Raw genomic sequence first — 13,489 nt, forward strand, 5'->3', positions numbered from 1 at the left:
TTCTCAATGCCTGTTAGCCGGACGAACGCTCGAAAGTAACAGGGCTGATTGAAAATAATTCCGTTTCAGGAATCAGCTGACTGGCAGCATCATTCCGGGATGATCTTCAGGTGCGACGTATCGGGCGCCTCCTGCGCCTCGGCTTTTTCGACCTGGCCCATGTCGCTGCCCAGCGGGGCCAGGCTCAAACGCGAGAGATCCAGCAGCGGCGCAACAGGCTGAGGCTTGCCGGGCAGCAACTCGACGCCCGCTTCTGCGACCGAGTAATCCGGCGCATCGACGTCCACAAAAGCCGCCATGTAAGCGTCGCGCGGTTTGATCTGCAAACGCCCCGGACTGACCGAGGCTTTGCGCAACCAGTTCGGTGCGTCGGGCGGTGGCGCCAGTTCGACCTCTTCCATGGGCGGTGGCGTGTTCATTTCCAGCACACGCACCAGCGCGCCTGCGCGCTCGAGGGTGGCGCGGTATTTCTCTGCGGTTGCCGCGTCGAGATTGTTTTTCAGAACCAGTCGGCGCCCCGAGAACAGCAGGTCCAGACGTTCGGCATCTGCATTGAACAGCTTGCCAAGGTTAGCCCTTACCTTCTCGGGTTGTGCTCCAGCGACCAGTTCGGCGCTGAAGACAATTTCGTAGAGATTCATGGAAGAAGACACCAATATGCACGTCAGTAAAAGTATGGCGTAGCGTCAGACAGCGCAACAAGCGCGTTGCCCTCGACCGTCGAGTTGGTAGACTCAGGTGTCAAAGGGAGCACATCCATGTCTTTTCAGGCGCACATTACAAGAATCATAAGCCTTGCGTTGATCCTGTTCGGGCTCAGCGGATGCTCGCTCCTGAGCTTTGACCGCGCTCAGGAACCGGAAGTGCATTTGCTGAAGGTCCAGGTGGTCAAGGCGAGGCTGACACAGCAGGATTTCAAGCTGTACTTCGAAGTTGATAACCCCAACGAAGACAGCTTGCTGGTGCGTGGCCTGAAGTACAAGATCACCCTCAATGACATGGTCCTTGTCGATGACACGTTCAGCGACTGGTTTGTCGTCGACGGTAATAGCCGCAAAACCTTCGTGGTGCCGATTCGCACCAACCTCTGGCGCTACGCACGGTACATCGCTCAACTGCTGAAAAAACCTGATGAGCTGATCCATTATCAGCTGGACGGCAAGCTCAAGACCGGAATCGTGTTCAGGCACAACGTCCGCGTCGGCACATCAGGCGATGTGCTGCCGCAAGACCTGATCCAGCGCCGATGATCATTCAGCCTATCCGCCCAGCTTGCCCTTGATCAGTTCCAGAAGAAACTTCCAGATGTCAGCGGCCCACAATGCCCGGTTGACGGCACTGATCAGCGCACCACCGAACGAGCCCAGCAGAAACCCCACGCCCGTGGTGTTGCGCGGATCTGCGATGCCAAGGTAATCACTGGCGATGCCGGTGAGGAACACCGCACAGGCCACACCGGTCACCAGAAAAACCAGCCAGGCACGCCAGTCAAGCAGACCTGCCTTATGCCACCAGCCAGAAATGATCGCACCCACCAGACCGGCTACCAGCCATTCGCCTCGGTCTGCCAAACCATTCAAGATATCCATCGCTTCTGACTCCGTTCAAGAAATACAGCCGTTCACGAACACAGAAAAATTCAGACACTGGGGGACCTGCCGGGGGATTGCCGCGGCGCCGGCACCGTTCAAAAAACTAAAAATTAAGCATGCTTAAAATCACAGGCAAACGTGCACCATCAACCCACCGGGCTATCGGGCGAGCAACAGAGGCTTGAGGTCAGTTATCGATGTAGCGCTGCCAGCCGATCCTTACCGAACCGTCTGGCTGACGGTCAATCTCGATGCCTTCGGTCTCTTCGATTTCCTGCAGCACCACGTTCCAGCTGTCCACGGGCTCATCATCACGACGGGCGACGATGACCCACTGGGTCTTTTGAACATTGGGCGCGGATACCAGCCGTTGAATGCGCTTGCCGATCTGCTCGTAGGAAGACCTGCCTGCCGATCCATTATCATTGCCAGCCATGACAGCCCCCGAGGCATAACTGTATATAAATACAGTATTCCAGCTGTAGGAACCTCGCAAGCATTTCGTAGGACGTTTCCTGACGAGCATTTTCGGTGAAAACGCCCGCACGCCTTGTCAAACAAGGCTTACAGCTTGCCGGTCATCCTCACCGCCACGCCGATAATGCGACAGTCGGCACCGCATTCGATCATTTTGTACGCCGGGTTCAAGGGCTTCAGGTAGCGTGTGCCGCCATCCTCGACCAGCTTCTTGAACGTCGCCTCGTTGCTGGCGGGCAGCTTGGCGATCACCAGCTTGCCGGGCTGCACATCGGCCTCCGTGTCCACCAGAATCATCATTCCTTCCGGCACACTGACGCCGGTGGGCGCGGTCATCGAATCGCCCTTGACCTCCAGCCAGAACGCCGGCCCCTTGGAGTCATAGTCGGAGATTTCATAGCGGTCGGAAAAACCGTCGGGGTAAGGCTGAACCGCTTCCTCCCAAGAGCCTGCCGACACCCAGCTGATCACCGGGTAACGGAAGGACATGTCCGGCTGATCGATCAGCGCAACGTTGGCGTCGAAGGCAGGCGCTTTTTCCGGTCCCTCGCCAATCGCCAGCCATTCGGCACGAAAGCCCGTGGCCCGCGCCAGTGCGTAAAGGTTTTCCGGCCGCAGGCTTTTGCTTTCCCCGCTGATCCATTGGGTAACGGCAGAGTTGGCCACGCCGCACTGGGCGGCAATTTCACCTTTCTTCAAGCCACTGGCGGCGATTGCCCTGGCGATACGTTCCTGTCGGGTCATGAGTCGGCTCTGCATAGGGGAATAAAGAACGCTGAAAAACGCTCGACTGAAACTAAGCATACTTAAAAAATGGCGCTGTGCGAATCGCAATATGCCGATACTGCTTGGCCATGATTTACGGGATAATGCGCGCCAGATTTAATTGCGGAGTAAAACCGATGAACCAGCAAGACCATGTGCATGGCCCCGATTGCAACCATGATCACGATCACCACGACCAGCAGCACGGCCATGTACACGGCCCGAACTGCGGTCATGCCCATCAGGAGCCGGTGCGTAATACCCTTAAGGATGTCGGTCGTAACGATCCCTGCCCGTGCGGCAGCGACAAGAAATTCAAGAAATGCCACGGCGCGTAAGGCGCGGAGCATTCTGACGACGGCCTGCATTGCAGGCCGTTTTCATTTGAGTGTGCTGCATGCTTTCAGGTAGTGATCCAGGGCATGTAGCCATGGCTGCAATGTGGCGCAGAGCGTGGCGAGCGAGAGGCGTCTGGCCAGCCTCTGCAAAATCCTGAAATAAACTACCCCGTGCCGCTTGCGTGCGGCTTGCCTGCTCTCTAACGTAGCGACTTTTGTACGTTACCCCTCCAGGAGCTTGCCCATGGCCTCGCCAGCCCTTCGTCATTTTCTACCCCGATTCGGCGCTGCCGCTGCTGCGGCGAGCTTCCTGAGCCTTGCCGGCTGCCAGTTGGGCGGCAACGATCCCGAGACCGTGCTGCCTGTTTCCGGGACGTTCCCGCTCAAGGGGCTGGCGCAGAACGTTTCCGTGCGCCGCAACAACATGGGCATGCCGCTGATAGAAAGCAGCAGCTACCACGATGCGCTGTTCACGCTGGGCTACGTTCATGCCGGTGATCGAATCAGTCAGATGCTCGGCATGCGCCTGCTGGCGCAGGGCCGTTTGTCGGAAATGGCCGGCGCGGATGCGCTGGACGTCGACCGCCTGATGCGCTCGGTCAACCTCAAGCAGAATGCCAGCGACCTGTACAACGCCGCTTCGCCGCGTTTGAAACGCTTCTTCGATGTCTATGCGCGCGGCGTGAACGCCTACCTGTTCCGTTATCGCGACAAGCTGCCTGCCGATATCGCCAGCTCGGGCTACAAGCCGGAATACTGGAAGCCGGAAGACTCGGCGCTGATCTTCAGCCTGCTCAACTTCAGCCTGTCGGTCAACCTGCAGGAGGAGCTGTCGGCGCTGGTCCTGGCGCAGAAAGTCAGCGCGGACAAGCTCGCCTGGCTACTGCCGACCTACCCTGACGAAGAATTACCATTTGCCGAAGCCGACAAGCTCAAGGGCCTGAACCTGAACAATCAGGTCACCGGCCTGAGCGATCTGAACAGGATCGCCCTGCAGCTCTCGGACCTGAACATGCTCGGCGTCGCGGCCTCCAGCAACTGGGCCATCGCGCCACAACGCAGTCGCAACGGCAAAAGTCTGCTGGCCAGTGACATGCAACTGCCCGCCGGGCTCAATTCTGCCTGGAGCTTCGTGCAGATCCGTGCACCGAAATACCAGGTGTCCGGTGTCACCATCGCCGGTATGCCACTGGTACTCAGCGGTTTCAACGGCAAACTGGCGTGGAGCATGAGCAACGTCAAGGGCGACAATCAGGATCTGTTTCTGGAGAAGATCAAGCGCGAAGGCAACCGCGTTTCCTACATGGTTGACGGCAAATGGCTGCCAGCGGCGGCCCATCAGGAAACCTTTCTGGTCAAGGGCGGCAGCCCGCTGCGTGAAACCGTGTACGAAACCCGCCACGGCGCGCTGCTCAACGCCTCTGCAACCCCGCCCGGCAACGGTTTGAGCCTGGCGCTGCAAGTCCCGAACTTCAAGGATGACAAGAGCCTGGATGCGTTCTTCGATCTGTCCCGTGCACCTAACGTCGAGAAAGCCTTCGACACCAGCCGCGAGATTCGGGCGATCACCCTGAACATGATCTTTGCCGACGCCTCGAACATTGGCTGGCAGGTCACTGGCCGCTTCCCGAACCGCCGCGAAGGCCAGGGCCTGCTGCCTTCGCCGGGCTGGGATGGCAAGTACGACTGGGACGGTTTTGCCGACTCGATGCTTCATCCCTATGATCAGGACCCGCGCCAAGGCTGGCTCGCCGCAGCCAATCAGCGCACGATTCCGAAAGGCTACGGCATGCAGCTCTCCAACTCGTGGGGCTACCCGGAGCGCGCCGAGCGAATTGCCGAACTGGCCAACGGGGGCAAGCAGGACCTGCGCAGCACCATCGCCATGCAATACGACCAGACCACGACGTTCGCCGCCAAGCTCAAGAGCATGTTTCAGGCGCCCGGCATGAGCAAGCCGCTCAAGCAGGCCGTTGATGCCCTGCCCGAAGCCGATCGCAACAAGGCCCGTGAAGCGTTCACGCGCCTGATGGCGTTTGACGGCAAGCTCAGTGCTACCTCGGCTGATGCGGCGCTGTACGAGCTGTTTCTGCAGGAAAGCGCCAAGCAGATTTTCCTTGATGAGTTGGGTCCGGAGACCAGCCCTGCCTGGCAGGCACTGGTCGCCAACGCCAGTTCATCCTACTCGCCACAGGCCGACCACTTGCTGGGGCGCGATGACAGCCCCTATTGGGATGACGTCAAAACCCCGCAGAAGGAAGACAAACCGGCCATCCTCGCGCGCAGTCTGGCGGCCGCCATCACCAGCGGCGACAGCCTGTTGGGCAGCGATCACAAGGCCTGGCAATGGGGCAAGCTGCACCGTGACAACTGGGCCTCGACCAGCCCGCTGGCCAAGCAGTTGGGTGGCGGCGAGTTCAACCGGGGCGCCACGCCAGCGGGCGGTGATCACACGACGCTGAACGTATCCGGCTTCGAGTGGGGCAAGGGCTTCGACACCCGCATGGCACCGGGTCTGCGCATGATCGTAGACTTCAGCCTGGTCGAACCGATGACCGGCCTGATCAGCACCGGCCAGTCCGGCAACCCGGCCAGCCCGTACTACGCCAACAGCATCGAGCCGTGGCAGAAAGGCCAGTACCAGTCGATTCCGGTGCAACAACAGAACTACGAAAAGGGCTACGGCAAACAGCGCCTGACGCTGACGCCGGGCAAGTAAGCGCCGAAAACCGGACGCAGAGCGTCCAGAACGGCATACCCACGCAGAGCATGGGCACGATAGCGTTCTTCAGTACACCTATCGTTCCCACGCTCCAGCGTGGTAATGCAGTTCGTGACGCTCCGCGTCACACGGCAGTGTTTCTTTGTCAGGTAGATTGGGGTTCAGCTCAGGTCACCTTTTCGCCCCTCGGCGAGTTACTTTGATGAGGCCAAAGTAACCAAAGCCTTTCGCTCCGTTTCCGGCCCGACTTCGTCGGGTTCCTTTGTCCTGACACTGATCCGGGGGTCGCCGCAACGGGCCATCCATGGCCCAGACTGTGTAAAAACCCAAGGTAAACCTTTGCTATGATTCCCCAGGATTTCATTGCAAGGGTTGCCCATGAAACGCTTCATTCAAGGTGAACACAGAGGTCAAAGTACCTTGCTTCCCGAGAGTCTCGACGATTACGTCAGCGACACCAATCCGGTGCGCGTTGTCGATGTCTTTGTGGATGAGCTCGACCTGATCACCTTGGGTTTTGAAAGCGCTGTCCCCGCTGAAACGGGCCGACCGGCCTACCATCCTGCAGTCATGCTGAAGATCTACATCTACGGCTATCTCAACCGTATCCAGTCAAGCCGACGCCTTGAGCGCGAGGCGCAGCGCAACGTCGAGCTGATGTGGTTGACCGGTCGCCTGATGCCGGATTTCAAGACCATCGCCAACTTTCGCAAAGACAACGCAAAGGGCATTCGAGGAGTCTGTCGGCAGTTTGTCGTGCTGTGTCAACAATTGGGGCTTTTCTCGGAGCATTTCGTTGCCATCGATGGCAGTAAATTCAAGGCGGTCAATCACCGCGATCGCAATTTCACCAGTGCCAAACTGAAGCGTCGGATGGAAGAGATTGAATCAAGCATTGCCCTTTATCTAAAGGGGCTGGATGCGGCTGATCGGGAAGAGCCCAAGACTGCAGGCCCCAAAGGCGGCCTAGAGGAGAAGATCGCCAAATTGAAGGAGCAAATGAAGGCGTTGCAGACCATCGAGGTACAGCTTGAAGAATCCCCGGACAAACAAATTTCGCTGACCGATCCGGACGCGCGCTCAATGATGAGCAGTGGGGGAAAAGGTATCGTGGGTTACAACGTACAGACCGCGGTGGATACCAAGCACCATTTGATCGTCGCGCACGAGGTGATCAATGTGGGTCACGACCTTGATCAACTTAGTTCGATGGCCCAGCAGGCCCGTGAGGTGATGCAAGTCGAATCGTTGTCGGTGGTGGCGGACCGCGGGTATTACAAAAGCGGAGAAATCCTGGCCTGTCACGAGGCAGGGATCACAGCTTATGTGCCAAAAACGCTGAGCTCGCGGGCCAAATTTGATGGCCGTTTCGGCAATGACGAGTTTGTTTACGACGCGGACAACGATGTGTACGTCTGCCCCGCCAATCAAGTGCTGATCTGGCGCAACTCTTACATCGACAAGGGCAAGAAGCTGGACGTTTACTGGCGCTCCAACTGCCAGGCCTGCTCGATAAAGGCGCAATGCACACCGGCCAGAGAGCGAAAAATTCGGCGCTGGGAACATGAGGCAGTACTGGAAGAAATGCAGGCCCGCCTGGCTAACGCGCCGCAGGTAATGACCATCCGCAAGCAGACCGTCGAGCACCCCTTCGGGACTCTCAAGCAGTGGATGGGTGCAACGCATTTTCTGACGCGACGGCTTGGCGGAGTGAGCACCGAAATGAGTTTGAACGTGCTTGCTTATAACTTGAAGCGGGTAATGAACATCCTCGGCACGCAGAATCTTGTAAAAGCGCTGGCGGCTTGAAAAGCCTCCATTGCGCCCGATAAAAGGGGCTGTAAAGCGCTATTAACGGCCTTAAGGGCGGATTAGAGCGATGGCAGGACTTTCAAGGCGTTCCGGCTAGCCAAGTATCGTCTGCGCTACGCGCAGCCGATACTTGGGCTGGTTTTTACACACTCTGGGCCCGGTGCGGCTAGCCTGGCGTCCTGCCAGGCTACCCCCGGATCAGCGCCAGGACTCAGCCGTCACTTACGTCGCACTCTGCGTCGTCTGTGCCATCGCGACAAAAAAGCGCTTTTATGCACGATAGTGTTCTTCTGGACATTTATCGCACCTCACGCTCCGCAGCGCTCACGCAAACTCCCCGAACTTCCAGTTCCTTCCCGGCTCATAGCTAACAAGCCCATCCATACGGTTGCCCCATGGATCTTGTCGTTGCGCGCCCCGAAGGTTTGTACTGCCCACCCGGTGATTTCTATATCGATCCATGGCGTCCTGTCGAACGCGCCGTCATCACCCATGCGCATGGCGATCATGCCCGCACGGGCAACGAGCATTACCTGTCAGCCGCCAGTGGCGAGGGTATTCTGCGTTCGCGCCTTGGGCAGGACATTAATCTGCAGACTCTGGAGTACGGCGAAACCATCACCCATCACGGGGTGAAACTGAGCCTGCATCCGGCCGGGCATGTACTGGGGTCGGCGCAAGTGCGACTGGAGTACCAAGGCGAGGTCTGGGTTGCTTCCGGCGATTACAAAGTCGAGCCGGACGGCACCTGTGCGGCCTTCGAACCGGTGCGCTGCCATACCTTTATCACCGAATCGACCTTCGGCCTGCCGATCTATCGCTGGGCGCCGCAGGCGCAGATCTTCGAAGGCATCAACCAGTGGTGGCGTGCCAATGCAGCCCAGGGCAAGGCCAGCGTGTTGTTCGCCTACTCGTTCGGCAAGGCCCAGCGCATCCTCCACGGCATTGACGCGCAGATCGGACCGATCCTGGTGCACGGCGCCGTCGAGCCGCTGAACCGCGTGTATCGCGAGGGCGGCATCTACATCCCGGAAACCCAATACGCCGGCGATTTCAAAAAGACCGATCCCGCGCTGCGCCAGGCGTTGATCCTCGCCCCGCCTTCAGCGGGCGGCAGCAGCTGGATGAAGCGCTTTGGCGAATACAGCGATGCGTTTGCCAGCGGCTGGATGATGCTGCGCGGCACACGACGCCGGCGCGGTGTGGACCGCGGTTTTGTGCTGTCCGATCACGCCGACTGGCCGGGCCTGCTGTGGGCTGTGGAACAGACCGGCGCCGAACGCGTCATGGTGACCCACGGCTCGGTCGGCATACTGGTGCGTTACCTGCGTGAACTGGGTCTCGACGCACAGGGCTTCAGCACCGAATACGGCGATGAAGAAGACAGCAACCCGGCAGCCGGCGAACCCGAGGCGGCAGGCACCGGTGAGGCTCAGTCATGAAAGCCTTTGCTGAACTCTATGCACAGCTGGACGCGACCACTTCAAGCAACGCCAAACTCGCCGCAATGCGCGACTACTTCGAAAAGGCGGCAGCAGAGGACGCCGCCTGGGCGGTGTACTTTCTGTCAGGCGGCCGCCCACGGCAATTGGTGCCGACCCGTGTGCTGCGCGAACAGGCCATGACCCTGGCAAGTCTGCCGGAATGGCTGTTCGAAGAGAGCTATCAGGCGGTCGGCGACCTGGCGGAAACCCTGTCGCTGTTACTGCCCCAGGCCGACCACAGTAATGACGAAGGCCTGGCCACGTGGATGGAAGACAAGCTGTTGCCATTGCGCGGCCTGCCGCCTGAAGAACTTGCCGAGCGGCTGCCGATGTTCTGGTCGCAGTTGGACCGCAGCAGTCTGATGGTCTGCATCAAGCTGATCACCGGCAGTTTCCGGGTCGGCGTGTCGAAGCTGCTGGTCACCCGTGCGCTGGCGGCGCTGGCAGATATCGACAGCAAACGCGTCGCACAACGGCTGGTGGGCTACACCGATCTATCGCACAGGCCCAGCGCCGAACGCTATTTGAAGCTGATCGCGCCGGAATCCGAGGATGAGCACGCCCAACGCGGCGGCCAGCCCTACCCGTTTTTTCTCGCCCACTCCCTGCAACAGCCCGCCGATCAGTTTGAGGCGTTGCTCGGTCCGGCGCAGAACTGGCAGGTGGAATGGAAGTGGGACGGCATTCGCGCGCAACTGGTCAAACGCGACGGGCGCTTGTGGATCTGGTCACGCGGCGAAGAACTGGTGACCGACCGTTTTCCGGAGCTGCACAGCCTGGTGCAGTGCCTGCCGGACGGCACGGTGATCGACGGCGAAATCGTGGTCTGGAAAGCCCCCGATGCGAACCCCGATGGCGATGCGGAGTTTGCCTTGAACAGCGATGCTCCTGCGGCAGCGCCTTCGGTCCAACCGTTCGCCCTGCTGCAACAGCGCATAGGCCGGAAGACGCTGGGCAAAAAGATTCTTGCCGACGTTCCGGTCGTGGTGCTCGCCTATGACCTGCTGGAGTGGCAAGGCGATGACTGGCGCAGCCGCCCGCAACATGAACGCCGCTCGCAACTGGAAGCCTTGATCGAAACCTGCAAGAGCGAGGTGCTGATGCCCTCCCCGGTGCTCAGCGGCAAGGATTGGCTCGACCTGGCCACCCAGCGCGAAGCCTCCCGCAGCCTGGGCGTCGAGGGCATGATGCTCAAGGCTCGCGACTCGCTGTATGGCGTCGGTCGCACCAAGGACATGGGGGTGTGGTGGAAATGGAAAATCGACCCGTTCAGTGTCGATGCCGTGCTGATTTACGCGCAACGCGGTCACGGACGACGCGCCAGCCTGTACAGCGACTACACCTTTGCGGTGTGGGATGGCCCGCCCGAATCGAGTGAACGCACGCTGGTGCCGTTCGCCAAGGCCTACTCGGGGCTGACCGATGAAGAAATGCGCAAGGTCGACGCCATCGTTCGCAAGACGACGGTGGAGAAATTCGGGCCGGTCAGCAGCGTAACGCCGACGCTGGTGTTCGAGCTGGGCTTTGAAGGCATCGCCCTGTCGAAGCGCCACAAGAGCGGCATCGCGGTGCGTTTCCCGCGCATGCTGCGCTGGCGCCAGGACAAGCCCGTCGCCGAAGCCGACAGTCTGGCGACGCTGCAGGACCTGCTGAACTAGAGCACCAAAAAGGCGCACACCAAATAGCGTGCACCTTTTTGAAACATCGAAGAACGAATCATCCCGCCTCCCTGCAGGAAACTTCCTGATTCGTTACCAATCTTCCGCTCTGTCTCACCTGACACCGCACCTTGCGTAGGACCGGGCGATGAACACCAACCCTGTAAGCGCGCATGGGCGGCCAATTGCCAGCCGTTTATATGAAATAGCGACAACCCCTTACATTTCAAACGCACGTTCGTTCCTCTGGTTCGGAAATTGCTAACCAATGCCTATCTGGCACTTGCCGGTAGCACGCTTCGCGTATTCCCAACGCCCCATTTAAGGTTTTAAGGACTGAACAATGAAAAAAGCATGGCTGACTCTTTCTGCACTGGCTCTGTGCATCGCCGCCGGTAACACCATGGCCAAGGAATACAAGGAACTGCGCTTCGGCGTCGATCCATCTTATGCACCGTTCGAATCCAAAGCGGCCGACGGCAGCCTGGTCGGCTTCGATATCGATCTGGGCAACGCAATCTGCAAAGAGCTGAAAGTCAAATGCAAATGGGTCGAAAGCGACTTCGACGGCATGATCCCCGGCCTCAAGGCACGCAAATTCGACGGCGTTATCTCCTCGATGACCGTGACCCCTGCTCGCGAAAAAGTCATCGACTTCTCCAACGAGCTGTTCTCCGGCCCGACCTCGCTGGTGTTCAAGAAAGGTGCAGGCTTTACTGCCGACCCGGCCAGCCTGAAAGGCAAGACCGTGGGCTATGAGCAAGGCACCATCCAGGAAGCCTACGCCAAGGCGGTACTGGACAAGGCCGGTATCTCCACCAAGGCCTATGCCAACCAGGATCAGGTTTACTCCGACCTGACCTCGGGCCGTCTCGACGCCTCGATCCAGGACATGCTGCAGGCCGAACTGGGCTTCCTGAAATCGCCAGCCGGTGCTGACTACGAAGTCAGCAAGCCTATCGACAGCGAACTGCTGCCAGCCAAAACCGCTATTGGCATTGCTCAGGGCAACAAGGAACTCAAGGCGTTGCTGGACAAAGGCATCGAGGCGATGCACAAAGACGGCACCTACGCTGAAATCCAGAAAAAACACTTTGGCGACCTGAACCTCTACAGCGGTAAATAACACCCCGACGCCCATCGATTTCGGCGATCATTCGTCGCCCGATCGGTGGGCGTTTTTGTTGGTAACAAGGCCTATCCATGCTCGATGCACTCATGCAAAACCTGGGACTCTCGGCATTCAGCCTGAAGGGCTTTGGCCCGCTGTTGCTGGAAGGCACCTGGATGACCGTCAAACTGGCTGTGCTGTCGCTTGCGCTGAGCATTTTGCTCGGACTGATCGGGGCCAGCGCCAAACTGTCGAGCTCTGCGCTGCTGCGCGTGCCGGCGCAAATTTACACGACACTGATCCGCGGTGTTCCGGACCTGGTGTTGATGCTGCTGATTTTCTACAGCCTGCAAACCTGGCTCACCATGCTGACCGACGCGATGGAATGGGAATACATCGAGATCAACCCGTTCGGCGCAGGCGTCATCACGCTGGGCTTCATCTATGGTGCGTACTTCACCGAGACCTTTCGCGGCGCGATTCTGTCCGTGCCTCGCGGTCAGGTGGAAGCAGCGACGGCCTATGGATTGAAACGCGGCCAGCGCTTTCGTTACGTTGTGTTCCCGCAGATGATGCGTTACGCGCTGCCGGGTATCGGCAACAACTGGCAGGTGCTGCTCAAGGCGACTGCGCTGGTATCGATCATCGGCCTGGCCGATCTGGTCAAGGCGTCACAGGATGCGGGCAAGAGCACCTATCAGTTGTTCTACTTTCTGGTGCTGGCAGCATTGATTTACCTGCTGATCACCAGTGCCTCGAACTTCGCCCTGCGTTGGGCTGAGCGGTATTACTCCGCAGGCAGCCGGGAGGCACAGCGATGATCGAATTGCTGCAGGAATACTGGAAACCCTTCCTTTATACAGATGGCGTCAACGTCACCGGTCTGGCGATGACCATGTGGCTGCTCAGCGCCTCCATCGTCATCGGCTTTTGCGTGTCGATCCCGCTGTCCATTGCGCGGGTGTCGAGAAACCGCTGGGTGCGCTGGCCGGTGCAGTTCTACACCTACCTGTTTCGCGGTACGCCCCTCTATATACAGCTGCTGATCTGCTACACCGGCATTTACAGCCTTGCCGCGGTGCGTGAACAGCCGATGCTCGATGCGTTCTTTCGCAATGCGATGAACTGCACGATCCTGGCTTTCACCCTGAACACCTGCGCCTACACCACGGAGATCTTTGCCGGGGCGATCCGCAGCATGGCCCACGGCGAAGTCGAAGCGGCCAAGGCCTACGGCCTGACCGGCTGGAAGCTTTATGCCTACGTGATCATGCCGTCGGTGCTGCGCCGCTCTCTGCCGTATTACAGCAACGAAGTGATCCTGATGCTGCACTCGACCACTGTGGCCTTTACCGCCACGGTGCCGGACATCCTGAAAGTGGCGCGGGATGCCAACTCTGCCACTTTCATGACGTTCCAGTCCTTCGGTATCGCCGCCGTCATGTACCTGACCGTGACGTTCATTCTGGTCGGGCTGTTCCGCCTTGCCGAACGCCGCTGGCTGGCCTTTCTCGGCCCAGCCCATTAATC

The 13,489-nt window shown here is 59.1% G+C and carries 13 protein-coding genes; 9 read left to right on the plus strand and 4 right to left on the minus strand.

What is annotated here, in order from left to right; genetic code table 11:
• Positions 1-89 precede the first annotated feature (89 nt).
• Positions 90-641: a hypothetical protein gene (locus AC54XV_RS20175; protein WP_003402313.1), complete on the minus strand. Its 552-nt coding sequence runs from the start codon at positions 639-641 to the stop codon at positions 90-92.
• 117 nt (positions 642-758) lie between these two features.
• Between AC54XV_RS20175 and AC54XV_RS20180 the strand changes: the two genes are divergently transcribed.
• Positions 759-1,250, plus strand: a complete 492-nt coding sequence (locus AC54XV_RS20180; RefSeq protein ID WP_003402312.1) for an LEA/WHy family protein — start codon at positions 759-761, stop codon at positions 1,248-1,250.
• Between the two features lie 9 nt (positions 1,251-1,259).
• Here the strand turns inward: AC54XV_RS20180 and AC54XV_RS20185 are convergent, their stop codons facing one another.
• From AC54XV_RS20185 to AC54XV_RS20195, 3 genes are all read right to left on the minus strand, one after another.
• A complete protein-coding gene (locus AC54XV_RS20185) occupies positions 1,260-1,589 on the minus strand; it encodes a hypothetical protein (protein WP_003402310.1) in 330 nt (109 codons plus the stop codon).
• Between the two features lie 190 nt (positions 1,590-1,779).
• Positions 1,780-2,028 carry a DUF1654 domain-containing protein gene (locus AC54XV_RS20190; protein ID WP_003402309.1) on the minus strand — a complete coding sequence of 83 codons (249 nt, stop codon included), beginning with the start codon at positions 2,026-2,028 and terminating at the stop codon, positions 1,780-1,782.
• Positions 2,029-2,156: 128 nt separating this feature from the next.
• On the minus strand, positions 2,157-2,813 hold the full coding sequence (locus AC54XV_RS20195) for a LexA family protein (protein ID WP_003402307.1): 657 nt from the start codon (positions 2,811-2,813) through the stop codon (positions 2,157-2,159).
• Between the two features lie 158 nt (positions 2,814-2,971).
• Here AC54XV_RS20195 and AC54XV_RS20200 point away from each other — a divergent pair, with 158 nt between their 5' ends.
• The 8 genes from AC54XV_RS20200 (at position 2,972) to AC54XV_RS20235 (ending at position 13,487) form a co-directional block, all read left to right on the plus strand.
• Positions 2,972-3,172 (plus strand): SEC-C metal-binding domain-containing protein, encoded by a 201-nt coding sequence (locus tag AC54XV_RS20200; protein WP_032607517.1) that lies wholly within the window; start codon positions 2,972-2,974, stop codon positions 3,170-3,172.
• 244 nt (positions 3,173-3,416) lie between these two features.
• Positions 3,417-5,891, plus strand: coding sequence for a penicillin acylase family protein (locus AC54XV_RS20205; protein ID WP_024661136.1), 2,475 nt, complete (start codon positions 3,417-3,419; stop codon positions 5,889-5,891).
• 381 nt (positions 5,892-6,272) lie between these two features.
• A complete protein-coding gene (locus AC54XV_RS20210; RefSeq protein WP_060409751.1) occupies positions 6,273-7,703 on the plus strand; it encodes an IS1182 family transposase in 1,431 nt (476 codons plus the stop codon).
• 398 nt (positions 7,704-8,101) lie between these two features.
• Positions 8,102-9,148 (plus strand): ligase-associated DNA damage response exonuclease, encoded by a 1,047-nt coding sequence (locus tag AC54XV_RS20215; protein ID WP_003402302.1) that lies wholly within the window; start codon positions 8,102-8,104, stop codon positions 9,146-9,148.
• A complete protein-coding gene (locus tag AC54XV_RS20220) occupies positions 9,145-10,848 on the plus strand; it encodes an ATP-dependent DNA ligase (RefSeq protein ID WP_024641878.1) in 1,704 nt (567 codons plus the stop codon). Before AC54XV_RS20215 ends, AC54XV_RS20220 begins: the two co-directional genes overlap by 4 nt.
• A gap of 343 nt (positions 10,849-11,191) precedes the next feature.
• Positions 11,192-11,974: a transporter substrate-binding domain-containing protein gene (locus tag AC54XV_RS20225; RefSeq protein ID WP_003402298.1), complete on the plus strand. Its 783-nt coding sequence runs from the start codon at positions 11,192-11,194 to the stop codon at positions 11,972-11,974.
• A 77-nt stretch (positions 11,975-12,051) separates the two neighbouring features.
• Positions 12,052-12,780, plus strand: a complete 729-nt coding sequence (locus AC54XV_RS20230; protein WP_032656763.1) for an ABC transporter permease — start codon at positions 12,052-12,054, stop codon at positions 12,778-12,780.
• Complete coding sequence (locus AC54XV_RS20235; protein ID WP_032656765.1) at positions 12,777-13,487, plus strand: ABC transporter permease; 711 nt, start codon at positions 12,777-12,779, stop codon at positions 13,485-13,487. The genes AC54XV_RS20230 and AC54XV_RS20235 overlap by 4 nt, the downstream gene beginning before the upstream one ends.
• The last annotated feature ends 2 nt before the right edge of the window (positions 13,488-13,489 follow it).

The sequence above is a fragment of the Pseudomonas fragariae (ex Marin et al. 2024) genome (genome assembly GCF_059621105.1).

Bases quoted from the DNA above. Each gene is read 5' to 3' on its own strand.
- AC54XV_RS20175 (WP_003402313.1), bottom strand. From the start codon at position 641: ATGAATCTCTACGAAATTGTCTTCAGCGCCGAACTGGTCGCTGGAGCA.
- AC54XV_RS20180 (WP_003402312.1), top strand. From the start codon at position 759: ATGTCTTTTCAGGCGCACATTACAAGAATCATAAGCCTTGCGTTGATC.
- AC54XV_RS20185 (WP_003402310.1), bottom strand. From the start codon at position 1,589: ATGGATATCTTGAATGGTTTGGCAGACCGAGGCGAATGGCTGGTAGCC.
- AC54XV_RS20190 (WP_003402309.1), bottom strand. From the start codon at position 2,028: ATGGCTGGCAATGATAATGGATCGGCAGGCAGGTCTTCCTACGAGCAG.
- AC54XV_RS20195 (WP_003402307.1), bottom strand. From the start codon at position 2,813: ATGACCCGACAGGAACGTATCGCCAGGGCAATCGCCGCCAGTGGCTTG.
- AC54XV_RS20200 (WP_032607517.1), top strand. From the start codon at position 2,972: ATGAACCAGCAAGACCATGTGCATGGCCCCGATTGCAACCATGATCAC.
- AC54XV_RS20205 (WP_024661136.1), top strand. From the start codon at position 3,417: ATGGCCTCGCCAGCCCTTCGTCATTTTCTACCCCGATTCGGCGCTGCC.
- AC54XV_RS20210 (WP_060409751.1), top strand. From the start codon at position 6,273: ATGAAACGCTTCATTCAAGGTGAACACAGAGGTCAAAGTACCTTGCTT.
- AC54XV_RS20215 (WP_003402302.1), top strand. From the start codon at position 8,102: ATGGATCTTGTCGTTGCGCGCCCCGAAGGTTTGTACTGCCCACCCGGT.
- AC54XV_RS20220 (WP_024641878.1), top strand. From the start codon at position 9,145: ATGAAAGCCTTTGCTGAACTCTATGCACAGCTGGACGCGACCACTTCA.
- AC54XV_RS20225 (WP_003402298.1), top strand. From the start codon at position 11,192: ATGAAAAAAGCATGGCTGACTCTTTCTGCACTGGCTCTGTGCATCGCC.
- AC54XV_RS20230 (WP_032656763.1), top strand. From the start codon at position 12,052: ATGCTCGATGCACTCATGCAAAACCTGGGACTCTCGGCATTCAGCCTG.
- AC54XV_RS20235 (WP_032656765.1), top strand. From the start codon at position 12,777: ATGATCGAATTGCTGCAGGAATACTGGAAACCCTTCCTTTATACAGAT.